Below are 25,277 nucleotides of genomic sequence, written 5' to 3'. Positions count from 1 at the left end.
GGCTCAGCCCTCGCGCGGACAGCCCTTCGGCATCCGCGGAGGGAGGTCCGTCCAGCCGCTCACGAGGGTCGCGTGGTACGAGACGATCCGGCCGCCCTTGACGGCGTAGGCGACGTCGGCCTGCCAGGCGCCGTTCTGGAGGTTGATGAAGAGGCGATGGCGGACGGGCACGTCGTCGAAGGTCCCGCCCTCCCCGCCCAGGTCCACGACCAGGCCCTCGCGGCCGAGCGGATCGATCGCGGTGCCGTGGACACGGGTGCCGGGCTGCCCGGCCAGCACGCGCAGCACCCCCGCCCGCACCTGGGGACTGATCGGCATGTACAACATGTTGCCGAGCACGGGGGCGAACTCCGCGAAGGACATGCGGAACCCCCGGTCGTTCCAGATCCGGTTGTACTCCCGGAACTTCCGTTCCAGAGCCTCGGGCTCCGCCGGCAGCGCCGCGAGGTCGGCCATGGTGAAGTCCGCGACGGTCGTGTCGCCGTACTTGCCGCCCCGGTATCCGCTGAAGCCCCACGTGCACGTGCCGCCGCCCGTCTGCCACAGCATGACCCGATCACCGGCCGAGCGCGGCAGCCAGTTCTCGGTCCGCGCCTTACTGGCGGTTATCTTGGACGTGCGCCAGTACCGTCGTGGAGGCTCGTGCAGCTTGTCGATGCGCGCGGCGAGGTCGAGCATGGCCTGGTTCGGCCCCGGTTTCGGGGATTTCCGCGGGGTCGGCAACGGCTGCTGGGAGGGCGCCGGGGTCAGCACCGGGGCGGGCGCCGGCGCGAGGTTCGCGGCCAGCGCGACGACCACCGCCACGACCGCCGCCGTCCCCAGCGCCGCCCAAGCCCAGCTCCTCCGCACCCAGCTTCCCCGCGTCCAGTTCCCCCTCGTCAGGCTCCCCCGCGAGGCGGGCCGGCCCGCCGGCGGCCGGGTCCGCGCGGCCTCGACCTTGGCGCGTCCTCTCGCCACGACCTCCTCCGACGGCGGCCGGGCGTCGGGCAGGGCACGTGCGAGCAGTTCCAGCTCATCCATCGACTCCACCGAACTCCTCCTTGAGCGCCTCGCGCAGTTGCTTGCGCGCCCGGTTGAGCCGGGACGCGACGGTTCCGTAGGGGATGTCCAGAGCCGCGGCCACCTCGGCGTGGCTCAGCCCGGCCAGCGCGACCAGCAGCACCACGTCGCGGTCGCGCCGCTTCAGCCCGGCCAGCGCCCCCGCGAGCGGCCCGGTGAAGCGCGCGGCGTCGATCCGGTCGAGGACGGCGTCCTCCCGGTCGTCCCAGTCGCGCTCGGCCGCGCGGGCCAGCGCCTTCCACCTCCTGCTCTCGGTACGGCGGTGCCGAGCGACCAGGTTGGTGGCGATGCCGTACAGCCAGGGCCTGACCTGACCCGCCGCCGGGTCGTAGCCGCCGCGCAGCGCGGCCACGAAGACGTCCGCGGCCAGATCGTCGGCGACGTCCTCGGTCAGGCGGCGGGCGATGTAGCGGTGGATCTCACCGAAATATCGGTCGAAGAGATCGGGTGGAACCCCCAGCGGATCTGCCCCGTTACGCGTGTTGTGCACGATCACACCCGTTCTTGCCCGATGCCGCGGAATGCTTTCACGCTCATCGGGGTTGAGTCGGGTAGGCTCAACTCGTTTGACAAAGGCCACTCGGCTTCGTAAGTTGAGCCCATCGGACTCAACTTTGACTACAAGGACGTACTCATGGCACGTGCGGTAGGTATCGACCTGGGGACGACCAACTCTGTCGTCTCGATCCTCGAGGGCGGTGAGCCCACCGTCATCGCCAACGCGCAGGGCTCGCGGACCACGCCGTCCGTGGTCGCCTTTGCGAAGAACGGCGAAGTCCTGGTCGGCGAGGTCGCCAAGCGACAGGCCGTCACCAACGTGGACCGGACCATCCGCTCCGTCAAGCGGGAGATGGGCACCGACTGGTCCCAGGAGATCGACGGCAAGAAGTTCTCCCCCCAGCAGATCAGCGCGTTCGTGCTGCAGAAGCTCAAGCAGGACGCCGAGGCGTACCTGGGCGAGAAGATCACCGACGCGGTGGTCACCGTCCCGGCGTACTTCAACGACGCCCAGCGTCAGGCGACCAAGGAGGCCGGCACCGTCGCGGGCCTCAACGTCCTGCGCATCATCAACGAGCCGACCGCGGCCGCTCTGGCCTACGGGCTCGACAAGGACCAGGACCAGACCATCCTCGTCTTCGACCTCGGCGGCGGCACGTTCGACGTGTCCCTGCTCGACGTCGGCCAGGAGGACGGCCACGGCTTCGTCGAGGTGAAGGCCACCTCCGGTGACAACCACCTCGGTGGCGACGACTGGGACCAGCGCGTCGTCGACGAGCTCGTCAAGCGCTTCCAGAACGCCCACGGCGTCGACCTGGCCAAGGACAAGATGGCTCTCCAGCGTCTCCGCGAGGCCGCGGAGAAGGCGAAGATCGAGCTGTCCAGCCAGTCCGAGACGAACATCAACCTGCCCTACATCACCGCTTCCTCCGAGGGGCCCCTGCACCTCGACGAGAAGCTCACCCGCAGCGAGTTCCAGCGGCTCACCGCCGACCTGCTCGAGCGGACCAAGGGCCCGTTCCACCAGGTCATCAAGGACGCCGGCATCAAGGTCGCCGACATCGCCCACGTGGTGCTCGTCGGTGGTTCGACCCGCATGCCCGCCGTCTCCGAGCTCGTCAAGGAGCTGACCGGCGGCAAGGAGCCCAACAAGGGCGTGAACCCGGACGAGGTCGTCGCCATCGGCGCCGCCCTGCAGGCCGGTGTGCTCAAGGGTGAGGTCAAGGACGTCCTGCTGCTCGACGTGACCCCGCTGTCGCTGGGCATCGAGACCAAGGGCGGCATCTTCACCAAGATCATCGAGCGCAACACCACGATCCCGACCAAGCGCTCCGAGGTCTTCACCACGGCCGAGGACAACCAGCCGTCGGTGCAGATCCAGGTGTACCAGGGCGAGCGTGAGATCGCTTCCTACAACAAGAAGCTGGCCACCTTCGACCTGACCGGCATCGCCCCGGCGCCGCGCGGCATCCCGCAGATCGAGGTCACCTTCGACATCGACGCCAACGGCATCGTCAACGTCTCCGCCAAGGACCTCGGCACCGGCAAGGAGCAGACGATGACGATCACCGGCGGCTCCGCGCTGCCGAAGGACGACATCGAGCGCATGATGCGCGAGGCCGAGTCCTACGCCGAAGAGGACAAGCAGCGCCGCGAGGAGGCCGAGGTCCGCAACAACGCGGACGGTCTGGCCTACCAGACGGAGAAGTTCCTGCGCGAGAACGACGACAAGGTTCCCGGCGAGATCAAGACCGAGGTCAACGAGGCGCTCACCGAGCTGAAGAAGGCTCTTGAGGGCACCGACACCGACGCCATCCGCACGAACGCCGAGAAGCTGGCGACCGTCAGCCAGAAGATGGGCTCGGCGATCTACGCCCAGAACCAGCAGCAGGGCGGCGAGGGCGCTCCGCAGGACGCCACTCCCGGCCCCGAGCAGGACAAGAGCGACGACGACGACGTGGTCGAGGCCGAGATCGTCGACGACGACCAGCCGAAGAAGGACAAGTGATGCCGGGGGCAGACGAGCCGGTGATCCGCGACAACCGCAAGATCGACCCCGAGACGGGCCAGGCGCGCCAGAGCGCCGGGTCCGACTCCCAGGACGCCGCCGGCGCGGGCACGACCCCCGCGCCCGGCGCGGGCTCCGCCAACGGCGGCGGCGAGTCGAACACCAGCGGCGCACCCGGCTCCGACACCATCCTGCTGGCGGAGCGCACCGCCGATCTCCAGCGGCTCCAGGCGGAGTACACCAACTACCGCCGCCGGGTCGAGCGCGACCGCGTCGCGGTCCGCGAGCAGGCCATGGCCGGGATTCTCGCCGAATTCCTGCCGGTCCTCGACGACATCGGCAGGGCCCGCGACCACGGCGAGCTCACCGGCGGCTTCGCGAAGGTGGCCGAGTCGCTCGAAGCGGCCGTCACCAAGCTGGGGCTCAGCTCGTTCGGGCAGAAGGGCGACCCCTTCGACCCGACCATCCACGAGGCGCTGATGCACAGCTACTCGTCGGAAGTGTCCGAACCCACCGCCATCGAGGTGCTGCAGTCCGGGTACCGCCTCGGAGAGCGGGTGCTGCGCCCGGCGCGAGTGGCCGTGGCGGAGCCGGACGACTCGCCGGCTGACGACGACAACGACGAAAACTAAGACGAAGGGCCATCGATGAGCACCAAGGACTACCTGGAGAAGGACTACTACGCCGTCCTTGGTGTGCCCAAGACCGCCACCGCAGACGAGATCAAGAAGGCTTACCGGAAGCTGGCCCGGCAGTATCACCCCGACACCAACCAGGGTGACTCCGTCAAAGAGGCCAAGTTCAAGGAGATCTCCGAAGCCAACGACATCCTGTCGGACACCAAGCGCCGCAAGGAGTACGACGAGGCCCGGACGCTGTTCGGGTCCGGCGTCGGCGGCCAGCGTCCCGGCGGTGGCGGTTTCCCGTTCGACCTCGGCGACCTGTTCGGCGGCACCGCCGGCCAGCAGAGCGGCGGCAGCGGTGGCGGCGCGGGCGAGCGGCTCGGCGACCTGTTCGGCGGGCTGTTCAACCGGGGTGGCGCCGGCACCGGCCGTACCGGCGGCACGACCAGGCCGCGGCGCGGGCAGGACATCGAGTCCGAGGTCACACTGACCTTCACCGAGGCGGTGGAGGGCAGCACGGTCTCGCTCCGGCTGACCAGTTCGGCCGCGTGCAAGTCGTGCACCGGCACCGGCGCCAAGGCCGGCACCACGCCGCGCGTCTGCCCGACCTGTGAGGGCACCGGCGCGGCCAGCCGCAACCTGGGCAACTTCGCCTTCTCCGAGCCCTGCCGCGACTGCAAGGGCCGTGGTCTGATCGTCGACGACCCCTGCCCCGACTGCGACGGCAGCGGGCGGGCCAAGAGCACCCGCACGATCCAGGCGCGCATCCCCGCAGGAGTGGGCGACGGCCAGCGGGTCAAGCTCAAGGCCAAGGGCGCGCCGGGCGAGAACGGCGGGCCCGCGGGCGACCTCTACATCGTCACCCACGTGAAGCCGCACGCCGTCTTCGGCCGGACCGGCGACAACCTGACCATCACGGTGCCCGTGACCTTCACCGAGGCCGCCCTGGGCGCCGAGATCAAGGTCCCGATCCTCAAGGGCCTGCCGGTCACGCTGCGTATCCCCGCGGGTACTCCCAACGGGCGCACCTTCCGCGTCCGGGGCCGCGGCGTCACCCGCAAGGACGGCACCAAGGGCGACCTGCTCGCCAGCGTCGACGTGCTCGTGCCGGAGACGCTCGATGAGAAGTCGCGCGACCTGCTGACGGAGTTCAGCACGGCCACCGCGGGCGACGACCCGCGCGCCGAACTCATCCAGCGAGCCAGAAGCGAGTAAGCCGATGGACGCCAACTATTTCGACCTGTCCGACGACACCCCCGTCTACGTCATCTCGGTGGCCGCGCAGCTCTCGGGACTGCACCCGCAGACGCTGAGGCAGTACGACCGGCTCGGACTGGTCAGCCCCGGCCGCACGGCCGGACGCGGCCGCCTCTACTCCACGCGCGACATCATCATGCTCCGCGAGGTCCAGCGCCTGTCCCAGGAAGAGGGCATCAACCTCGCCGGGATCAAGCGCATTCTCGAGCTGGAGAACGAGGCCCTGCGGCTGCGTGAGGAGGTTCACCGGCTCAGGGCCGAGATGCAGATGGTGAGGGCGTTGATCCGCTACGAGCTGCCACCGGGGGCGTAAGAACACATGGACTACAAGCTCACCCAGAAGAGCCAGGAGGCGCTGTCGGGGGCCATGCGGCGTGCCGCCGCCGAGGGCAATCCGGAGATCGCCCCGGCCCACCTGCTGACCACGCTGCTGGCCCAGACGGGCGGCACCGCCGTACCTCTGCTGGAGGCCGTCGGAGCCGACTGGAAGGCGATCCGCGCGAAGTCGGAGGAACTGCTCGCGGCGCTGCCGAAGGCGCAGGGCGCCACGGTGTCGGCGCCGTCGAGCTCGCGCCAGCTGCTCACCGTGATCAACACGGCCGCGCAGCGCGCCAAGCGGCTGGAGGACGAGTACGTCTCCACCGAGCACCTGCTCGTCGCGCTCGCCGCCGACGGCGGCCAGGCCGCCGGCCTGCTCAAGGCTCAGGGCGCCACGCCCGAGGCGCTGCTCGACGCCTTCGAGAAGGTACGCGGCAACGCCCGCGTCACCAGCGAGACTCCGGAAGACACCTACAAGGCGCTGGAGAAGTACGGCGTCGACCTGACCGAGCGGGCCCGCAGCGGCAAGCTCGACCCGGTCATCGGCCGCGACTCGGAGATCCGGCGCGTCGTCCAGGTGCTCTCGCGGCGTACCAAGAACAACCCGGTCCTGATCGGCGAGCCCGGCGTGGGCAAAACCGCCGTCGTCGAGGGGCTGGCCCAGCGCATCGTGGCCGGTGACGTGCCCGAGTCGCTGCGCAACAAGAGGCTGATCTCGCTCGACCTGGGCGCGATGGTCGCCGGGGCCAAGTACCGGGGCGAGTTCGAGGAGCGGCTCAAGGCCGTGCTCTCCGAGATCAAGGAGAGCGACGGGCAGGTCATCACCTTCATCGACGAACTCCACACGGTCGTCGGCGCCGGGGCCGCCGAGGGCGCCATGGACGCGGGCAACATGCTCAAGCCGATGCTGGCCCGCGGCGAGCTGCGGATGATCGGCGCGACCACGCTCGACGAGTACCGCGAGCGCATCGAGAAGGACCCGGCGCTGGAGCGGCGTTTCCAGCAGGTCTACGTCGGCGAGCCGACCGTCGAGGACACCATCGCGATCCTGCGCGGCCTGAAGGGCCGCTACGAGGCGCACCACCAGGTCGTGATCGCCGACAGCGCGCTGGTGGCCGCCGCCGCGCTGTCCGACCGCTACATCACCAACCGCTTCCTGCCCGACAAGGCCATCGACCTGGTCGACGAGGCCGCCTCCCGGCTCCGCATGGAGATCGACTCGCGGCCCGTCGAGATCGACCAGCTCCAGCGCAACGTCGACCGCATGAAGATGGAGGAGCTCGCCCTCTCCAAGGAAACCGACGAGGCCAGCCAGCAGCGCCTGGAGCGCCTGCGCAAGGAGCTGGCCGACCGCCAGGAGGAGCTCAACGCCCTGGTCGGCCGCTGGGAGCGGGAGAAGGCCGGGCTCAACAAGCTGGGCGACCTGAAGAAGCAGCTCGACGAGGCCCGCAGCACCGCCGAGCGCTTCCAGCGCGACGGCAACTACGCCGAGGCCTCCAAGCTGCTCTACGACGAGGTCCCGCGCCTGGAGAAGGAGCTGGAGATCGCCGGCGCCGCCGCCCAGGAGGCCGAGTCCCAGCCGATGGTCAAGGAGGACGTCGGCGCCGACGACATCGCCGAGGTCATCTCCTCCTGGACCGGCATCCCCGCCGGACGCCTGCTGGAGGCCGAGACCGCCAAGCTGCTGCGCATGGAGGAGGAGCTCGGCCGCCGCCTCATCGGACAGTCCCAGGCCGTCCAGGCCGTCTCCGACGCCGTACGGCGCAGCCGCGCCGGCATCTCCGACCCCGACCGGCCCACGGGATCGTTCATGTTCCTGGGCCCGACGGGCGTCGGCAAGACCGAACTGGCCAAGGCGCTGGCGGAGTTCCTGTTCGACGACGAACGGGCCATGACCCGGATCGACATGAGCGAGTACTCCGAGAAGCACAGCGTGGCCCGGCTGGTCGGCGCGCCTCCTGGATACGTCGGCTACGAGGAGGGCGGGCAGCTCACCGAGGCGGTACGGCGGCGGCCGTACACCGTGGTGCTGCTCGACGAGGTCGAGAAGGCGCACCCCGAGGTCTTCGACATCCTCCTGCAGGTGCTCGACGACGGCCGGCTGACCGACGGGCAGGGGCGCACGGTCGACTTCCGCAACGCGATCCTCATCCTGACCTCCAACATGGGCTCGCAGTTCCTCGTCGATCCCAAGCTGGAGAACGGCGCCAAGCGCGATGCCGTGATGGGCGCGGTGCGCAACGCGTTCAAGCCGGAGTTCCTCAACCGGCTCGACGACGTGATCCTGTTCGACGCGCTCGGCTCGGAAGAGCTGGGGCGGATCGTCGACCTGCAGATCGACCGGCTGGCCCACCGCCTGGCCGACCGGCGCATCACGCTCGACGTCACCGCGGCGGCCCGCGAGTGGCTCACGCTCACCGGCTACGACCCCATGTACGGCGCCCGGCCGTTGCGGCGGCTGGTGCAGTCGGCGATCGGCGACAAGCTGGCCAAGGAGGTGCTGGCCGGGGCGGTCGTCGACGGCGACACGGTCCGGGTGGACCTGGGCGACGACGAGCTCACCGTGGAGCGCGCCGCCTGAGGTCAAAGGCGATCTCCGGCCGGGGCGGCCGGGTAAGGTCTGGCCCACCCTTCGGGCAAGCACCCCTCCCTGTCCCGGCCGCGTGACTAGCTTCAGCGTTCGTCGGATCACCAAGAACGATCAGGGGGACGTGAAGTGTCATCTCGGAGCATCCGAAGCATCCTTGCGGTGGCCACTCTGACCACGGGAGTGAGCTGGCTGGTCGCGGGCCCCGCGCTGGGGGCGGACTACTGCGCCGACAGGGTCGCCGCCCTGCGGGCGCCCACCACGGTGGCCTCGGTCTGCGAGGAGCTGCTCGACCTGCGGATGAGCGGCAACTACGGCGAGAGGATGACCGCGCCCAAGGACAGCGACCTGGCGATGTCCGCCGAGACGCTGGCCAGGAAGGCGGGCCTGCCCGGCCTGTCGAAGGCGTCGGCGGTACTGAGCCTGGCGGACCTGGGCGGCGTTGCCGCGGCCGCCGGCGCGCCGTCGATGCCCACCGGCACGCCGGGGGTGGCGGGCCTGAGGAGCGTGGCGAACGTGCCCACCGCGCCCGATCTGCCGGGTCTGCCCAACACCCCGGCGATCCCCGGCACGCTGGCGGCGCTGCCGGCGGTGCCGGTCGAGGGTGAGGTGCCCACGCTGCCCGACGCGTCCGGCCTGGTGGCCGGCGTGGAAGCCCCGATCGCTCTGCCGCAGCCGGCTGAGACCGTGACGGACCAGATCACCGGCAGGCTGCCCGAGACGCCAGGCAAGGCGCTGGAGGCGGTACCGGTGCCCGAGAGCAAGCCGGTGACCGGGGGGATCGCCGACCTGCTCAACGGTCTCAAGCTGAGCTGACCGCGCGGGCGGCGCGCGCCCGCCGTCCGCGAGCCATGAGAAAGGGCCGCGACCCGCCAGGTTGCGGCCCTTCGCTCGTGCCGGGGTCAGGACAGGCCGAGGCCCTGGGAGACGCCCTGGCCGAGGTCCTTGTGGACGTTGCTCCAGTACTCCACGACGCGCTTCTTCATCTCCGCCGTGACCTCGGGCGCGGAGGCGTGGCCGACGATGTTGCCGACCAGGTGCTCGCGGTCGGTCTCCGACAGCACGTTCTCCCACAGGGCGCGCGGCTGGCCGTAGTCGTCGTCCTCGGCGTGCAGCGTGTAGGCCGAGCGGATGATCTCGCCGGCGACCTTGTAGTCCGATCCGGCGTACGGGGCCGGGTCGGCGGCGGGGCCGTTCACGCTGTTGGGCGCGTAGACGGGGTCCTGCTGGTTGCGGAAGGTCATCGGCCCGTCGAAGTTGTAGCTGTTCACCGGTACGGCCGGCGCGTTGATCGGCAGTTGCTGGTAGTTCGGCCCGATCCGGTACCGATGGGTGTCGGGGTAGGAGAACAGGCGGCCCTGGAGCATCTTGTCCGGCGAGGTGTCGATGCCCGGCACCAGGTTGGACGGCTCGAACGCGGCCTGCTCGACCTCGGCGAAGTAGTTGTCCGGGTTCCGGTTCAGGGTCATCGTGCCGATCGTGATCTCGGGGTAGTCGCTGTGCGGCCACACCTTGGTCAGGTCGAACGGGTTGAACCGGTAGTCGGCCGCCGCCTCGAACGGCATGACCTGCACGTTCACCGTCCACGACGGGTGCTCGCCGGCCTTGATCGCCGTGTGCAGGTCGCGGATGTGGTGGTCGGGGTCGGCGGAGGCCAGCGCGTCCGCCTCGGCCGCGGTGAGGTTCTTGATGCCCTGGTCGGTCTTGAAGTGGTACTTGACCCAGAACTTCTCGCCCGCGGCGTTGTACCACAGGAACGTGTGCGAGCCGAAGCCGTGCATGTTCCGCCAGCTCGCCGGGGTGCCGCGGTCGCTCATGAGGAACGTGACCTGGTGCGCCGACTCCGGCGAGAGCGTCCAGAAGTCCCACTGCATGTTGTTGTCGCGCAGGTGGTTGTCGGCGCGCCGCTTCTGGCTGTGGATGAAGTCCGAGAACTTCTGCGGGTCGCGGATGAAGAAGATCGGCGTGTTGTTGCCGACGAGGTCGTAGTTGCCGTCCTCGGTGTAGAACTTGATCGCGAAGCCGCGGGGGTCGCGGGCGGTGTCGGCGGAGCCCAGCTCACCGGCCACGGTCGAGAAGCGCAGGAAGAGCGGCGTCTCCTTGCCCTTCTGGAACAGCTTGGCCTTGGTGAACTGGCTGACGTCCTCGGTGATCCGCAGCACGCCGTGAGCGCCTCCGCCCTTGGCGTGCACCACTCGTTCCGGGACACGTTCGCGGTTGAAGTGCGCCATCTTCTGGATCAGGTAGTGATCCTGAAGCAGCAGGGGGCCGTTCGGTCCGACGGAGAGCGAGTGCTCGTCGCTCGGCGCGGGGATACCGGCGTCGTCGGTGCTGATTGGCCTGGTGGTCATCGCGAGGTCCTCCCGAATTCCGGACGTGGACGGGGACCCTGACGGGTCCCCCTCTCCTCGCAACCTATGCCCTTAACACGAATGATTCAAGTAAAGGAGTCATCCAAGTTTTGGTCTGACGAGGAAAAGAGAGGACAAGCCCGCCAGTACGGCCAGCCCCGCCAGCGCCACCGCGGTGGCCCCCTCGCCCTGCGCCATGAACAACGTCCCCACGGTCGCCACCCCGATCACCTGGCCGAGCTGCATCACCGTGAGCAGCGCGCCGCTGGCGTCGGCGGCGTACTCGTCCGACACCGACTGTGTGGCCAGGTTGGTGACCGCGATCTGCACACCCAGCCCGGCGCCGATGAGTGCGCTCAGCACGGCGTACGGCCAGCCGCCCCCGCTGACCAGCCCGAGCCCGAAGTACGCGGGCGCCGCCACCACGTACCCGAACGGCAGCAGCGTCCGCTGCAATCCGGCAGGCAGCCGGGGCCACAGCAGCCCGACCCCCGCGAACGCCACGGCGCACGGCACCAGCATCAGCCCCGACTGCAAGGGCGTCAGGCGGAGCTCACCCTGCAGATGCAGCGCCGAGGTGAACAGGAACGCGCCCCACGTGGCGGGCCCGAACAACAGCACCCCGAGCCCCGGCCGCATGCCCGGCGCCCGCAGGACGGAGGCGTCCACCAAGGGCCGCCCCCCGCGGCCCGACACCCAGCGCTCCACACGGACGAAGACATAGAAGACCACGGCGCTGAGCCCGATCGAGACCCAGCCCCACACCGGCCAGCCCAGGTCGCGGCCGAGCACCAGCGGCACCACGAACAACAGGACGGCCACCGACAGTGTGACGAGCCCGAGCGGGTCAAGACCGGTGCGCCCGCCGCCCCCGTCGGGCGGCAGCACCCGGAGCCCGGCGATCAGCAAAATGGCCCCGATCGGGACCATCACCAGGAACAGCACCCGCCAGCCCAGCCCGAGCCCGAGCATGATGCCGCCGAGTGCCTGGCCGACCACGATGCCGCCGCTGACGACGGCTGACCACAGGCCCATCGCCCGGCCTCTGGCCGCGCCGTGGTAGTTGCGCTGGATGAGCGTGAGCACCTGGGGCATCATCAGCGCGGCGCCGGCGCCCTGCGCGAAGCGGAACACCACGAGCCACCCGGTGGTGGGCGCCAGCCCGGAGCCCAGCGTGGTCAGGGTGAAGAAGGCCAGCCCGGCCAGGAAGGTGTTGCGGTAACCGAAAAGGTCGCCGACCCGCGCGCCCGTGATCAGCAGGACGGCGTAGACGATGGTGTAGCCCGCCACGATCATCTGCAGGCCCGCGCCGGAGGAGTGCAGGTCCCGCTCGATGGTCGGGATGGCGACGTTGACGATGTTGACGTTCAGGATGGCCAGGAACTGCCCGACGAGGATGATCGCCAGGAGGATTCCGCTGGTCTTCGTCCTTTCCTGTTGGGGGGCAAGGGTGGCAGTAGTCATGACTACCAGATTGCGACAGACTGGATACCAGTAACGAGAGCCCATTTATCCTGGTATTGGAGGTACCTGGCTATGAAGCGGACCGACCTCGCCGCCTACCTCCGCAGCCGCCGCGAGCGCATCACCCCCGACATGGCCGGCCTGCCGCCCGGCACCCGCCGGCGTACGCCCGGCCTGCGCCGCGAGGAGGTCGCGCAGCTGGCCGGGGTGGGCGTGACCTGGTACACGTGGCTGGAACAGGGGCGGCCGATCAACGCCAGCATCCAGGTACTGGAGGCCATCTCCCGCACCCTCCAGCTCGACCCCGCCGAGCGCCTGCACCTGTTCCGGCTGGCCGGGCACCAGGATCCGGTACCCGTCGCCGACTCCGGCCGGGTCACTTCGGAGATGCGCCAGATCCTCGACCAGCTGAGCCCGATGGCCGCCTGCATCGCCACCAGCCGGCACGACATCCTCGCCTGGAACGCCGCGTACGCCGCGATCTTCCCCGAGATCGTCGAGGGCGAGCCGAACACCCTCTGGCTCACCTTCACCCGCGGCGACCTGTTCACGCGGCTGGTCAACCGGGAGGACGAGCTGGCGCGGGCGGTCGCCGTCTTCCGCGGCGCCTACAGCAGGCACGCGCACGACCCCTGCTGGAAGGAGTTCGCCGAGAAGCTGATCGCGGCCAGCCCGGACTTCGCCCGGATGTGGGCGCGGCAGGACGTGGCCGACCCCGGACGCCGCGACAAGGTCTTCGTCAACGACGCCGTCGGCGAGCTCCACTTCACCACCACCAACTTCAGCTGCGACGCGGCCACCGAAACCCGCATGATCATCTATACCCCCGCGAACGAGGCAACCCGCTCCGGAGTGGTGTGGTTGACCGCACACACCCGCGAATCCGTCTGACATGGCATGCTCAATCCCTGAAGTGTGGGATCGAGGAGAAGTAGCCATAGATGAGACACCGCCCTGCCCTCCTGGCATTAGCCGTGGCCGTCACCGTGGCCGCATGCTCCGCGGCCCAGTCGGACCCGGATAGGTCCCCCGCGCGCAAGTCGATGCCGACCTCCCCCGAGGTGCCGACCAAGACCGCCGCCGAGCGGGAGCCGTACACGATCTCCTTCGGTGGGGACGTGCACTTCGAGGGCGTCTTACGCGCCCGGCTGGACGGCGACCCGCGCACCGCGTTCGGCCCGATCGCCAGGGTGCTGAGCCGGGCCGACCTGGCCATGGTCAACCTGGAGACGGCGATCACGACGGGCGGGACGAAGGCTCCGGGCAAGCAGTTCACCTTCCGGGCGCCGATCACCGCGTTCTCCGCGCTGAAGGCGGCCGGGATCGACGTGGTCAGCATGGCCAACAACCACGGCATGGACTACATGCAGACCGGCCTGGCCGACTCGCTGGCCGCGATCAAGCGCTCGAAGTACCCGGTCGTGGGCATCGGCAGGAACGAGGACGCCGCCTACAAGCCGTGGCGCAGGACCGTGAACGGCAACCGCGTCTCGATCATCGGCGCCACCCAGGTGCTGGACGCCGAGTTCATCCAGGCCTGGACCGCCACCGACAGCCAGGGCGGCCTGGCCTCGGCCAAGAACGAGGAACGGCTGATCCAGGAGGTCAGGAAGGCCCGCCGTACCTCCGACACGGTGATCGTCTATCTCCATTGGGGCACCGAGCGCATGACCTGCCCGAACCCGGCGCAGCGCTCCCTGGCCCCCAAACTGGCCAAGGCCGGCGCGGACGTCATCGTCGGCGGCCACGCCCACGTCCTGCTCGGCAGCGGTTACCTCGGCAGGTCCTACGTCAACTACGGCCTGGGCAACTTCCTCTGGTACGGCAACAGCCCCAGCGGCGTCCTCACCCTGACGATCAACGGCCGCAAGGTCATCAAGGACCAGTGGACCCCCGCCAACATCCAGGGCGGCACCCCCATCCCCCTGACCGGCACCGCCCGCACCCAGGCCGTCACGAGCTGGAAGGCGCTCCGCTCTTGCACAGGACTGTCCGCCCGTTAATCATTGGACCGTGCGTCTAATACCGTCTGGCGATGTACGGCTCGCGCTCTTCGAGGAAGGCGAGCGGGAGAACCCCACGATCCTGCTCGTCCACGGCTACCCGGACACCCACCGCGTCTGGGACGAGGTCGCCGGTCTGCTCAGCGAGCGCTACCACGTGGTCCGCTACGACGTGCGCGGAGCCGGGCAGTCCGGCGCGCCGCACGACCGGCGTCACTACTCCTTCGACCACCTGGCCGCCGACCTCGGCGCGGTGCTCGACGAGATCGGCAAGCCGCGTGTCCACCTGGTCGGGCACGACTGGGGCTCGCTGCAGTGCTGGGAGGCGATCGGCCGCCCCGGCATCCGCGAGCGCGCCGCCTCCTTCACCACCTTCGGCGGCCCCGGCCTCGACCAGGCCGCCCACTTCCTGCGCTACGGCGGCCGCCGCGAGGTCGCCGGCCAGCTCGCCAGGTCCTGGTACATCGGTGCCTTCCAGCTCCCCGTCCTGCCCGAACTGGCCTGGCGCGGCCCGCTGCCCCGCGCGCTGGCCCGTTCTATGCGCCTGGCCGAGGGCATCGAACCGAGACAGGGACACCCGGCCGACACCCTGACACGCGACGGCCGCAACGGCCTGGCCCTCTACCGCCAGAACTTCTTCACCCGCCTGCGCGCCCCCGCCGACCCCGGCGTCGAGGTGCCGGTCCAGCTCATCGAGACCAGCCGCGACATCTTCGTCTCGCCCAACCTGCTGGCGTCGATGCGCCAGTGGGCGCCCGAGTTCTGGCACCGCAGGCTGGCGGCCGGGCACTGGGCGCAGCGCAGCCACCCCGAGGCCGTGGCCAGGATGATCGCCGAGTTCGCCGCGCACGTCGACGGCGGCGCCTCGACCCGCTCGCTGCGCCGCGACCGCGTGCGCGAGGGCCGCCGCGCCTACCAGGACCGCCTGGTCGTGATCACGGGCGCCGGCAGCGGCATCGGACGGGCGACCGCGCGCGCCTTCGCCGCGCACGGGGCCGAGGTGGTCTGCGCCGACCTCGACCGCGAGGCGGCCGTGCGGGTCGCGGAGGACATCGGCAAAGATTTCCGGCGTACGGCTCACGCCGTCCAACTCGATGTCGCCTCAACCACGGCCATGGAGGAGTTCGCCGGAAATATCGCGGCACAGTATGGCGTGCCGGATGTGGTGGTGAACAATGCGGGAATCGCGGTGGCCGGGCCGTTCCTTGACCATTCCCTCGACGATTGGCGTCGCACGCTCGATGTGAATCTCTGGGGCGTCATTCACGGCTGCCGGCTCTTCGCCCGCCAGATGGTCGATCGCGGCGAGGGCGGGCACATCGTCAACATCGCCTCGCTGGCCGCCTTCGTGGCGACGCGGGAACTGCCGGCGTACTCGACGTCCAAGGCCGCGGTGAAGATGCTCGGCGACTGCCTGCGGGCCGAGCTGGCCGGCCACGGCATCGGCGTGACCACGGTCTGCCCCGGCTTCGTGTCCACGGCCATCGCCCGCAACGCCACCTATGTCGGGTCCGACCTGCGGGAGCTGGCCGAGCTGGGACTCCAGCGGCGTGGGTATCCGCCGGAGCGGGTGGCGGCGCACATCCTGCGGGCCGTACACCGAAATGAGGCGGTTGTCCCGGTCAATGCGGAGGGGAAAATCGGATATGCGATGTCGCGGATCTCGCCCTCGGCGATGCGGGCTTTCGCCCGGTTATCCGGTGTCGTGAGAAATCCCGTCGTTGGACGGTAACGATCGCCCGCTTCGGGGGAAGATGGATTTCGTGTCCACCCCCGAAATTGACGACGACGACTGTTCGCAGCCCCAGCCGCTGCGCCGCAAGCCCACCCAGCGACGGAGCACACGCCGGGTGGAGCGGATGCTCGACGCGTGCGCGGCGCTGCTCGACGAGATCGGCTACGAAGCGCTCTCCACCACCCGCATCGCCGAACGCGCAGGCGTCGCGATCGGCTCGGTCTACCAGTTCTTCCCCGACAAGCGGGCCATCACCCAGGAGCTGACCAGGCGCAACGTGGAGCAGTTCGTCTCCAGAGTGGGCCGCAGATTCATGGAGGAGGACTACCGCGGCTGGTGGGAGGCGGTCGACGCGATCATCGACGAATACGTCGACATGCACAGGACCGTTCCAGGCTTCAAGAGCCTGCACTTCGGTGACGCCGTCGACCTCAACCTGCTCGACGTCGACATCGACAACAACGCGGTCATCGCCGGACGGCTGCGCGGCCTCCTGCTCAAGGAGTACGGCCTGGCCGACAGCGACGAGCTCGACATCGGGGTACTGGTGGCGGTGGAGGCCGGAGACGCGGTGCTCAAGCTGGCCTTCCGCCGCGACCCCAAGGGATCACCGGAGCTGATCGACGCGGCCAAGCAGATGGTCCGCGGATACCTCTCCCGCCAGCTCCGCCACCTGTCACCACAGAGCGACAGTTAACTCACCACCCGAAGACCGGGCACCCGGGCCGCTCCCACAGGATCTCCAGACAAGCGCCCACCCACACAGCCCCTCGCCCGGACCTCTTCGCAGCGGTCGCACCCCCTCAGAGCCGCTCACCCCCGCCGGGGCTCTTCGGAGCGGATCGCAACCCCTGCGACGCCCACCCGCTGCACGATGCGCCGGCCAGGTGATGTCGCCCCACAGAGGCGCTCACCCCTCGGAGTGGCTCACCCCTCAGGCCCGCGCACTCCCGCCCAGGAGGCTTCCTCCTCGCGGCCGACCGGGGTGGTTCACTCGGGGAGCCACGCGGGCGGCGGGACCACGGGCGGGCGTTCGCGCTTTCTGGGCTTGAAGTCGGGCTTGTACTCCGGGGCCGGGACGAACGCCGCCGGGGCGGGCTGCTCGCGGATCGGCCTGGCAGGTGGGACCTCGCACGGCGCCGGGTAGGAGACCGGTCTGGTCTCGCGGGCGAGCCGGGCGTTCAGCCGCGCCTCCTGGGCGTGCAGATTACGCTCGGCCGCCTCGATCGACTCGACGCGGGCGGACAGGTAGCCGGCGGCTCCGGGGATGAGCGCGGACAGCACCACCGCACACGCCAGCGAGAAGGTCACCTGCTTGGACAAGCCCATCACAGCCCCCTCCGTCGCGGTTCGCGCGACGGCTATATGCCCTGCCGCCTGGGACAACACGCGGGCTGTGACCAGAGTTGTACCAGGCGTTACTCAATCTGTGCGTGTCTCGCCCTGCGTATTGCCCAGCAAAGACACCTGGTCGCTCGGTAGTCTCGGCGGTGTGGCGTATGTGACCCGTGAGCACCTTGATCGCCTGCTGGAGCGGGCCCTCCTGGCAGACGACCACAGCTCGCTGGCCAGGCAGCTCGACGATCTCGCCCATGAGTACTCCGAGGGCGACGTCTCCCGAGCGTCCATCCTGGTCCTTGCGGCTGAGGAGTGGCGCGCGGCCGGTCAGCCGGCGCGCGCGATGGACTGTTTTCAGCGCGCGCTGGAAGACGGTGGCGAGGCCAGTATCGATCCGCGCGCCGGGATCGCCGACACGCTCTTCGAACTGGAGCGTCCCGACGAGGCCCGCGAGATCATCGAAGCCCTGCGAGCCGAGCCGGCGATCCAGCCGGCCACCGCCCACAACATCGCCGAAACCCTGGTGGCCTATGGCGACCTGAGGGGCGGCCTGGAGTGGGCGACGCAGGCGGTGCTGTCGTGCGACAAGGACGACCCGGAACACGTCGCCCTCCTCCGCACGCGCTACCGCATCAGGGTGGACCTGGGCCTCCCGGAAGACGACCTGGACGCCCTGGTGTCCTAACCCCGAGCATCGGCCTCCTCCCCCGGTCGCGCCCCCGGCACCGACCAGACCTCCGGCCGTGCCCATCCTCGTCTCCGGGCGCTCCGGCCTGCCCCAAACCACGGGCCTCCTGCGGCACGGCCCTCCGGCGAGCGAGGCGGCGCACCGGCACGCGGGCTCCGTGCGGCGCGGCGGGCATCAGGCGGTCACACCGAGGCGTCGTCTCGCCGAAGGCGGCCGCTCTGGCAACGCAGGGCCGCAGCCATGGCAACGCGATTCCCGCGAGACAGGCAAACGCCGGCTGTGCGCCCAAGGCGGGTGGCTGGGGTCAGGGCCTGTGGGGGGTCGGTGGAGTCGTGGGATGGCGGGGGGACTGAGGTGGTCTCGGGGGTGGGTGGCGGCGCAGTACGGATGAGCGCGCAGATGTCATGGGTGAGCCCGCGTTCGTCGCGAGGGGTACGCGAGGACGTGCGACAGCGCGCAGGCTCGCGAGTGAGGCAAAAGGCAAAGGCAGAGCGAAAGGCAACAGGCAAGAAGCAAGAGGTAAGGGGTTGGAGCGCCACGATGTGGGGCTCGGGCCGCGTAGGTGTTTCCTCGCCGGCCACCAGGGCGCGGGCATGGTGGCGGCGGTCAGGGGTTCGCGTGGCCATCCGGGTGGAAGCTTGGCAACAGATCACCAGCACCCATTGCCAGAGATGACCTTGGTTGTGCCATGATTATCTTCGTCTTCGTGCAGGGCTGGTCGGAGACAACGAATGGGCTGGTCAGAGCCCTTATCGGAGCGGTCCTGTAAGTTGTGGTCAGCAACGTGCACGGGCCGCTCTGATCTATGCGCCTACGGCGAGCGTGTCGAGGTCGAATTCGCCGGCACGGACACCGAGGGTGAAGGCGTCCCACTCCTCAGGAGTGAAGACCAGGACCGGTCCGTCCTGCTCCTTGCTGTCCCTCAGCGCGACGTTTCCGTCGGCCAGGCGAGCGAATTCAACACACGCGGAATTGCCGTTGCAGAAACGGCTCTTCCGCCAGGCGGGCGTGACGTCCATTGGTTGTTCCTTATCCTGAATAGCGCTTCAACAGCCCCTTTGGTGTTGATTGCGCTTCCTAGTGGCCCTACCGCCACTGCATGATCTTGCGTTGGACCAGTACCCGAGATTCGTCCTCGGACAGGGCCGTGGCTCGAAGATGCTCAAATGCCTGCTCGTAGTCAGCCACGAGCTCCAGCGCTTCCACGAAGCGAGCCCCGTAGAGCAGCTCCAAGTAAACAGCATCGTCGAGGTCCACGAACTTCAGATGGACGAAGGCGCCGGTGTTGACCGGGTGCTCGCCGTCCAAGGGCAGAACCTGAACATTCACGTGAGGAAGCAGGGACATCTCCAAGAGGTGTCCGAGCTGCTCACGCATCACCGAGGGCTCACCGAAACGCCGCGTGAGCACGGATTCGTCCAGCACGACGGAGACCTCGGCCGGATCGGATCTGTGCAGGACACGCTGCTGCCGGTCGAGGCGGGCCTCGACGCGGCTGCGGACACCGCTGTGCGTGATCCGCGCGATGCCCCGGGTCGCCAGGATGACCTCCCTGGCGTAGTCCTCGGTCTGCAGCAGGCCCGGCACCAGCTGGGGTTCCCAGCCGCGATGAGCGGTGGCCTCTGCTTCCAGCCCCAGGAATGTCGTGTATTCCGAGGGCAGGGCGTCCTCGTAATCCTCCCACCAGCCGCGCTGGTCGGCATCCCTTAGGAGCCCCAGCAGTTCGTCGAGTTTCTCATCGTCGACCTTGAACAACCGGGCCATCGCCTCGATGTCCTCGGTGCTCGGCATGGTCTTGGAGGACTCGATCCTCGATACCTTGCTGGGCGACCAGCCGAGGCGCTCGGCGGTCTTGGCCCCGGTCAGCTTTCGGCGCTCACGAAGTAGGCGCAGCTCCTGGCCTAGCCTGAGCCTGCGGACAGTCGGGCTGCCCTGCTCTGATGGCACCGTCCACTCTCCTCATCGGGAATGAAGGTGTAGCGGTAAAGGACCGTTTGGAGCCCGGGTTTCTGGGCCGTTCACCCAATCTTACACTGCAACTTGCACGTGTAGTGCCACTTGGGCTTGCTCAAAGAGTTCCACGGGAGGACGGTGGAGGCAAGAACCTTCGCTGGTGCTACCCGAAGCGCACCTGGCAAGCCCACGACAGTTCTGATGCAAGTTGCACCGCAAGCCGGGTAGCAAGATGCGAAGAAATGTAAATCTTCTCTTGCTTAGAGTATTGCAGCAAGCACGGCCCGGGAGGACGATCAGGCCAGGAGGAGATGACGAGGGAAAAGGGAGGCCGACATGGACATCCGGCCGCGCGCCCCGCATCTCCCGCTGAACGCCTGCGGCCATGGCCGCGCCACCGGCAACGTCGCCGTCCCGGATACGTGCAACAACACCAGGGAGGCCGTTTGCCGGAAGGACACCGAACGCAAGTAGCGCCGCGTCGTAGCTCGTTCGAGCACAGAAATGCCGGACCGAAGCTGACCGCCAACCCGCCGCTCAAGGGCTGCCACCCTGCGACGACCCGGCTGCAGCACTCGGCCCGGCGAAAGAAGCCACCTCGAGTAATGCCGCGAAAGGGGTCTTCTATGTACTCACAAGGTACCAAGGGCCTGAGCCGAATCAAGTCCCGGATCCAGGAACTCATCGCGTGGGCCGACCGGGAAATCTGTATGGAGCCAGACGAATTCGCCCACCGGCGAGGCTGGACCGTGGCAAGGACCGGATTCGGAGCACGTTGCTACCGCGACCCACGCTTCGACCAGCTGAAGGTCACGGCCAAAGTTCCCGAGGAGGTGTCCTAGATGTCCCCCAGGAACCCCAGGAACCAGATCTACCCGGGATACGAGGACCTTCCCCCGGCCGGTCGCCCCGGCATCCTCACCGCCCTGTGGCGCATCCGCACCGAGCTGCTGCTGATCGCCGCGCTCGCCCTGTTCGTCCTGGCGGTGGTCGCCGCCGCCCAGGACGGCACCTGGCTCCCCTTCATCATGCTGAGCAGCGCGGTCTCCGTCCCGGCCGCCACCCGTTACGGGCGCGGCTGGTTCGTCGGCCACTTCTGGTGCCTGGTCACCCGGCATCGCCTGCAGCGGACCTGCCTGGAGACCACCATGCACACCAGGTCGGGCCGCATCCCCCTGGTCCTGTGGATCACGCCGACCGTCACCGGCGAGAAGGCGCTCATCATGACCAGGGCCGGTATCTCCGCCGAGGAGTTCGAGGCCTACGCCGAGGAGATCGCGGCGGCCTGCTGGGCACGCAGTTCGCGGGTCTTCCGGCACCGCAAGTGGGCCAGCCTGCTCATCGTGGAGACCGTACGCAGGGACGGGGTCGAGGGCGCCGCCTCCCCTGGACTGGACCGTTTCTACGGCCGAAGGGCCTGGGTCAGTCTCAGGCCCGACGTCGAGGAGCCGCCTGATCTTCCCAAGACGCTCCTCCTGCCCCTCGTGGGCTGAAACACCAAGCAAGCCCCGGAGACCGCGGGGGCTCCGGGGCTTCCGCCCCACAAAGCCCACCCAGGGTTTTGTGGGGCTTTCGCTGTCACGAGTTGGGGTCTTCACGACGGGACGGCAAAAGGTCAAGATGAGTCTGGATAGCGAACTCAGGAGTTCTCATGACGACCGTGCATCGTACCTGCCCGCTCTGCGAAGCCGTCTGCGGCCTGACCCTGACCCTCGACGACGGCGGGCACGTGACGAGCGTGCGCGGTGACAAGGAGGACCCGTTCAGCAAGGGCTTCATCTGCCCCAAGGGGGCGAGCCTGGGCAAGCTGGACGAGGACCCGGACCGGCTGACCCGTCCGCTGGTCCGGGAGGGCGAGCTGTGGCGGGAGGTCGGCTGGGACGAGGCGTTCGCGGTGGTCCAGGAGGGTTTCTCCAGGGTCACCGAGACACACGGGCGCGAGGCGTTCGGCGTCTACCTGGGCAACCCCAACGCCCACACGATGGCGGGAGCCCTCTACGCCGCGCCGATGATCCGGGCGCTCGGCACCCGCAACGTCTTCTCCGCCAGCACCGCCGACCAGATGCCCAAGCACGTGGCCAGCGGGCTGATGTTCGGCCACCCGCTCAGCATCCCGGTGCCCGACCTCGACCGCACCGACTACCTGCTCATGCTCGGCGCCAACCCCCTGGACTCCAACGGCTCCCTCTGCACCGCCCCGGACTTCCCCGGCCGCCTCAAGGCGCTGCGCGGGCGCGGCGGCCGCCTGGTCGTCGTCGACCCGCGCCGCACCAGGACGGCGGCGCTGGCCGACGAGCACGTGTTCATCCGCCCCGGCACCGACGCCTACCTGCTGTTCGGCATCGTCCACACGCTGCTGGCCGAGGGCCTGACCGACGTGCGGCAGGAGATCAACGGGCTGGACGAGCTCACGCGGGCGGCCAAGCACTTCGCCCCCGACGTCGTGGCCCGCCGCACGGGCGTTCCCGCGGAGGTGATCGTACGGCTGGCCCGCGAGCTGGCCGGAGCCCCCACAGCCGCCGTCTACGCGCGCATCGGCACCTGCACGGCCGAGTTCGGCACGCTGGCCCAATGGCTGGTGGACGTGGTCAACGTGCTGACCGGCAACCTCGACCGGCCGGGCGGCGTCATGTTCCCGATGCCGGCCACGGAGGGCGGACGGCGGCGCAAGCCGTACCAGACGGGAAGGTGGCGCAGTCGCGTCAGAGACCTGCCGGAGGCGAACGGCGAGTTGCCCGTCGCGACGCTCGCGGACGAGATCGAGACGCCGGGGCAGGGCCAGATCCGCTGCATGGTGACGGTGGCCGGCAACCCGGTGCTGTCCGCGCCGAACGGCGGGCGGCTGGACGGGGCGCTGGGCGATCTCGCGTTCATGGTGAGCGTCGACCCGTATCTGAACGAGACGACCAGGCACGCGCACGTCATCCTGCCGCCGCCGAGGGTGCTGCAGGCGGGACACTACGACTTCGCGCTGCTCGGCTTCGCGGTGCGCAACTACACGCGTTACTCGCGGCCGCTGCTGCCGCTGGCCGACCGGCCATCCGAGGGCATGATCCTGGCCAGGCTGGCGGTGATCGCCTCGGGGCTGGACGGGGATCTGGACGCGTTCATCATCGGGCAGACGTTGGAGAAGGCGGTCTCCACGCCGGGGTCCGGTGTGGAGGGCAGGGACGCCGGCGAGCTGGCGGCGCTGCTCGACGGCGAGTCCGGCGCCGAGCGGCGGCTGGACATGATGCTGCGGCTCGGCCCCTACGGCGAGTGGTCGGGGCGCGGTGAGCTGTCGCTGCGCAAGCTGCTCGACAACCCGCACGGCCTGGACCTCGGCCCGCTGGAGCCCCGCCTGCCCGAGTTGCTGACGACCGCGTCGGGGCGGGTCGAGCTGGCGCCGCCACAGCTCATCGACGACGTGGAACGGCTGCGCGACGGCCTGGGTGACGAGGCGCCGGGCTTCCTGCTGATCGGGCGCCGGCACCTGCGCTCGAACAACAGCTGGATGCACAACGTCGCGCCGCTGGTCGGCGGGAGCAACCAGTGCACGCTCCAGATCAACCCGGCGGACGTGGCCCGGCTGGGCCTGGACGGCCACGCCACGGTCAGATCGTCGACCGGTGAGCTGACCGTGCCGCTGGAGCCGACCGACACGATCATGCCGGGTGTCGTGAGCCTGCCGCACGGCTGGGGGCACGCGGGCAGTGCACAGAGCGTGGCGGCCGAGCACCCGGGAGTGAGCGCGAACACGCTCACCGACGAGTCCACCGTGGATTTGCCGTCCGGAAACGCAGTGTTCAACGGGGTTCCGGTCACGATTTTGCCAACCGGTGTGATCACCGCACATTAGGGTGTCGCGCGTGACTATCGCGCCAGAAGAGGACCGCCTGAACGCCCAGATCGCCTTCGCCGTCGAGATCGACAAGTTGAAGCGGGTGATCCGCCGCAACCATCTCATGGATGGTTCGCGGAGGGAGAACGACGCAGAGCACTCCTGGTATGTCGGACTCCTGGCCATGATCTTGGGAGAGCACGCCCCGGCGGGCACCGACATCCAGCGCGTGGTCGCGATGCTGCTCGTCCATGACCTGGTCGAGATCGACGCGGGTGACACCTTCATCTACGACGCCGAGGCGGTGGCGGCGCAGGCCGGCGCCGAGCGGGCCGCCGCCGACCGGATCTTCTCCATGCTGCCGGGTGAACAGGGCGCGGAGATGCGGGCGCTGTGGGAGGAGTTCGAGGCCAGGCAGACGGTGGAGTCGCGCTTCGCCAAGGCGCTCGACCGGTTCGCGCCGATCCTGGCCAATCACCACACCGAGGGCGGCACGTGGCCGCTGTTCAAGGTGAAAGCGTCGCAGGTGCGGGAGAAGGTGCGCATCATCGAGGAGGGCTCGGCCTCGCTGGGCGTGTACGCGCTGGAGTTGGTGGAGCTCTCGGTCGCCAGAGGGCACCTGTCTGAGTGACCGGCCCATGCCCGGGGTAGGGCACTTGTCGTGAAAGAGACAGTACGCGCGAGACGTCGGCACTTGCGGCGTTTCGTGGGGCCGGTCGACCTGGCCGACCGGCTGGAGAAAACCAGAGCCCTGGACGAGCCGATCCGGGTGCTGGCCAAGACCGTACGCGAGAAGGTCCGCCCGGGGCGGCTGCGCGATTTGCTTCACGGCGTGCCCACGGGCAAGCCGTTGCACCCTCCGCTGGCCACCGTGACACTCGGCTGCTGGCTGTCGGCGAGCGTCCTGGACGTGGCCGGCGCCGACCGGCGGGCGGTCCGGCTGCTGCTGGCGGCCGGGATCGCGGGCGCGGTGCCGACCGCCGCCGCGGGGCTCACCGACTGGTCCTCGCTGCACCGGGAGCAGCAGCGGGTCGGGTTCGTGCACCTGCTGGCCAACGTCGGCGCGCTCGGGTTGTTCTCCGCCTCGCTGCTGGCCCGGATGCGCGGCCACGATCGCGGCGGGCGGGTCCTGTCGTTCCTCGGGCTGGGCGCGGCGGGCGTGGGCGGCTACCTCGGCGGCCATCTGGCCTACCGGCAGGCGGCGGGCGCCAACCACGCGCCGCAGGTCTCCCACCTGGTGCCGCTCGGCTGGCACGACCTCTGCCTGCTCAAGGACCTGCCGAGCGGGCGGCCGGTCGCGCGCCGCCTCGGCTACATCCAGTTGTTCGTGCTGCGCACCGGCGAGTCGGTGACCGTGCTGGCCGACCGCTGCCCGCACCTGGCCGGACCGCTGCACCAGGGCCGCCTGATCGTGGAGGACGGCGAGGCCTGCGTGGTCTGCCCCTGGCACGGCAGCACGTTCCGCCTCGACGACGGCACCGTCAAGCACGGCCCGGCGACGGCCCCCGCGCCCACGTTCGAGACCCGGATCAGGCGTGACGGGACCATCCAGGTACGCCCGGGAGGTTGACGTTA

The 25,277-nt window shown here is 69.4% G+C and carries 23 protein-coding genes; 16 read left to right on the top strand and 7 right to left on the bottom strand.

What is annotated here, in order from left to right; genetic code table 11:
* Positions 1-3: 3 nt before the first annotated feature.
* Positions 4-1,029, bottom strand: a complete 1,026-nt coding sequence (locus ACIBI5_RS16625; RefSeq protein ID WP_397247564.1) for a hypothetical protein — start codon at positions 1,027-1,029, stop codon at positions 4-6.
* Complete coding sequence (locus ACIBI5_RS16620) at positions 1,013-1,549, bottom strand: RNA polymerase sigma factor (protein WP_397247562.1); 537 nt, start codon at positions 1,547-1,549, stop codon at positions 1,013-1,015. The genes ACIBI5_RS16625 and ACIBI5_RS16620 overlap by 17 nt, the downstream gene beginning before the upstream one ends.
* 144 nt (positions 1,550-1,693) lie before the next feature.
* On the opposite strand from ACIBI5_RS16620, the gene dnaK reads away from it, so the two are divergent.
* From dnaK to ACIBI5_RS16590, 6 genes are all read left to right on the top strand, one after another.
* The gene (gene dnaK / locus ACIBI5_RS16615; protein WP_397247560.1) at positions 1,694-3,565 is read left to right on the top strand and encodes a molecular chaperone DnaK; all 1,872 of its coding nucleotides are present in this window, start codon (positions 1,694-1,696) and stop codon (positions 3,563-3,565) included.
* The gene (gene grpE, locus ACIBI5_RS16610) at positions 3,565-4,197 is read left to right on the top strand and encodes a nucleotide exchange factor GrpE (protein WP_397247558.1); all 633 of its coding nucleotides are present in this window, start codon (positions 3,565-3,567) and stop codon (positions 4,195-4,197) included. Before dnaK ends, grpE begins: the two co-directional genes overlap by 1 nt.
* A gap of 15 nt (positions 4,198-4,212) precedes the next feature.
* Positions 4,213-5,403: a molecular chaperone DnaJ gene (gene dnaJ / locus ACIBI5_RS16605; RefSeq protein ID WP_397247556.1), complete on the top strand. Its 1,191-nt coding sequence runs from the start codon at positions 4,213-4,215 to the stop codon at positions 5,401-5,403.
* 4 nt (positions 5,404-5,407) lie between these two features.
* Positions 5,408-5,758: a heat shock protein transcriptional repressor HspR gene (locus ACIBI5_RS16600; protein WP_184958700.1), complete on the top strand. Its 351-nt coding sequence runs from the start codon at positions 5,408-5,410 to the stop codon at positions 5,756-5,758.
* Positions 5,759-5,764: 6 nt separating this feature from the next.
* On the top strand, positions 5,765-8,344 hold the full coding sequence (clpB, locus tag ACIBI5_RS16595) for an ATP-dependent chaperone ClpB (protein ID WP_397247554.1): 2,580 nt from the start codon (positions 5,765-5,767) through the stop codon (positions 8,342-8,344).
* A 168-nt stretch (positions 8,345-8,512) separates the two neighbouring features.
* Entirely contained in the window at positions 8,513-9,166 is a 654-nt protein-coding gene (locus tag ACIBI5_RS16590) for a hypothetical protein (protein ID WP_397247552.1), read from the top strand.
* Positions 9,167-9,252: 86 nt separating this feature from the next.
* Here ACIBI5_RS16590 and ACIBI5_RS16585 read toward each other — a convergent pair whose 3' ends face one another.
* A complete protein-coding gene (locus ACIBI5_RS16585; protein WP_397247550.1) occupies positions 9,253-10,701 on the bottom strand; it encodes a catalase in 1,449 nt (482 codons plus the stop codon).
* Between the two features lie 99 nt (positions 10,702-10,800).
* Complete coding sequence (locus ACIBI5_RS16580) at positions 10,801-12,165, bottom strand: MFS transporter (protein ID WP_397247548.1); 1,365 nt, start codon at positions 12,163-12,165, stop codon at positions 10,801-10,803.
* Positions 12,166-12,237: 72 nt separating this feature from the next.
* Between ACIBI5_RS16580 and ACIBI5_RS16575 the strand changes: the two genes are divergently transcribed.
* Genes ACIBI5_RS16575 through ACIBI5_RS16560 form a run of 4 tightly spaced genes read left to right on the top strand, consistent with a single transcriptional unit; the run spans position 12,238 to position 16,600 of the window.
* Positions 12,238-13,056, top strand: coding sequence for a helix-turn-helix transcriptional regulator (locus tag ACIBI5_RS16575; RefSeq protein ID WP_397247546.1), 819 nt, complete (start codon positions 12,238-12,240; stop codon positions 13,054-13,056).
* A 50-nt stretch (positions 13,057-13,106) separates the two neighbouring features.
* On the top strand, positions 13,107-14,168 hold the full coding sequence (locus tag ACIBI5_RS16570; RefSeq protein ID WP_397247544.1) for a CapA family protein: 1,062 nt from the start codon (positions 13,107-13,109) through the stop codon (positions 14,166-14,168).
* Positions 14,169-14,178: 10 nt separating this feature from the next.
* Positions 14,179-15,900: an SDR family oxidoreductase gene (locus tag ACIBI5_RS16565; RefSeq protein ID WP_397247542.1), complete on the top strand. Its 1,722-nt coding sequence runs from the start codon at positions 14,179-14,181 to the stop codon at positions 15,898-15,900.
* Between the two features lie 31 nt (positions 15,901-15,931).
* The gene (locus ACIBI5_RS16560; RefSeq protein WP_397247540.1) at positions 15,932-16,600 is read left to right on the top strand and encodes a TetR family transcriptional regulator; all 669 of its coding nucleotides are present in this window, start codon (positions 15,932-15,934) and stop codon (positions 16,598-16,600) included.
* Between the two features lie 293 nt (positions 16,601-16,893).
* Here the strand turns inward: ACIBI5_RS16560 and ACIBI5_RS16555 are convergent, their stop codons facing one another.
* Complete coding sequence (locus tag ACIBI5_RS16555; RefSeq protein ID WP_397247538.1) at positions 16,894-17,235, bottom strand: hypothetical protein; 342 nt, start codon at positions 17,233-17,235, stop codon at positions 16,894-16,896.
* 160 nt (positions 17,236-17,395) lie between these two features.
* Here ACIBI5_RS16555 and ACIBI5_RS16550 point away from each other — a divergent pair, with 160 nt between their 5' ends.
* Entirely contained in the window at positions 17,396-17,926 is a 531-nt protein-coding gene (locus ACIBI5_RS16550; protein WP_379611360.1) for a tetratricopeptide repeat protein, read from the top strand.
* Positions 17,927-18,732: 806 nt separating this feature from the next.
* On the opposite strand, the gene ACIBI5_RS16545 is transcribed toward ACIBI5_RS16550, so the two are convergent.
* Both ACIBI5_RS16545 and ACIBI5_RS16540 read right to left on the bottom strand, forming a co-directional pair.
* Positions 18,733-18,948 carry a DUF397 domain-containing protein gene (locus ACIBI5_RS16545; protein ID WP_397247536.1) on the bottom strand — a complete coding sequence of 72 codons (216 nt, stop codon included), beginning with the start codon at positions 18,946-18,948 and terminating at the stop codon, positions 18,733-18,735.
* Positions 18,949-19,015: 67 nt separating this feature from the next.
* Positions 19,016-19,876 (bottom strand): helix-turn-helix domain-containing protein, encoded by an 861-nt coding sequence (locus ACIBI5_RS16540; protein ID WP_397247534.1) that lies wholly within the window; start codon positions 19,874-19,876, stop codon positions 19,016-19,018.
* A 342-nt stretch (positions 19,877-20,218) separates the two neighbouring features.
* On the opposite strand from ACIBI5_RS16540, the gene ACIBI5_RS16535 reads away from it, so the two are divergent.
* The 5 genes from ACIBI5_RS16535 to ACIBI5_RS16515 all read left to right on the top strand — a co-directional run bounded on the left by ACIBI5_RS16535 (position 20,219) and on the right by ACIBI5_RS16515 (position 25,272).
* Entirely contained in the window at positions 20,219-20,356 is a 138-nt protein-coding gene (locus ACIBI5_RS16535; RefSeq protein ID WP_397247532.1) for a hypothetical protein, read from the top strand.
* A 368-nt stretch (positions 20,357-20,724) separates the two neighbouring features.
* A complete protein-coding gene (locus tag ACIBI5_RS16530) occupies positions 20,725-21,375 on the top strand; it encodes a hypothetical protein (protein ID WP_397247530.1) in 651 nt (216 codons plus the stop codon).
* Positions 21,376-21,533: 158 nt separating this feature from the next.
* Positions 21,534-23,720 carry a molybdopterin-dependent oxidoreductase gene (locus ACIBI5_RS16525; protein ID WP_397247528.1) on the top strand — a complete coding sequence of 729 codons (2,187 nt, stop codon included), beginning with the start codon at positions 21,534-21,536 and terminating at the stop codon, positions 23,718-23,720.
* 1 nt (position 23,721) lies between these two features.
* Positions 23,722-24,333, top strand: a complete 612-nt coding sequence (locus ACIBI5_RS16520) for an HD family hydrolase (RefSeq protein WP_379611356.1) — start codon at positions 23,722-23,724, stop codon at positions 24,331-24,333.
* 63 nt (positions 24,334-24,396) lie between these two features.
* Positions 24,397-25,272 carry a Rieske 2Fe-2S domain-containing protein gene (locus ACIBI5_RS16515; protein ID WP_397247526.1) on the top strand — a complete coding sequence of 292 codons (876 nt, stop codon included), beginning with the start codon at positions 24,397-24,399 and terminating at the stop codon, positions 25,270-25,272.
* The last annotated feature ends 5 nt before the right edge of the window (positions 25,273-25,277 follow it).

Source organism: Nonomuraea sp. NPDC050540 (genome assembly GCF_044457485.1).
Classification (GTDB): Bacteria; Actinomycetota; Actinomycetes; order Streptosporangiales; family Streptosporangiaceae; genus Nonomuraea.
Note: the sequence above shows the minus strand (reverse complement) of the source record. Positions and strands in the feature narration are given on the sequence as shown.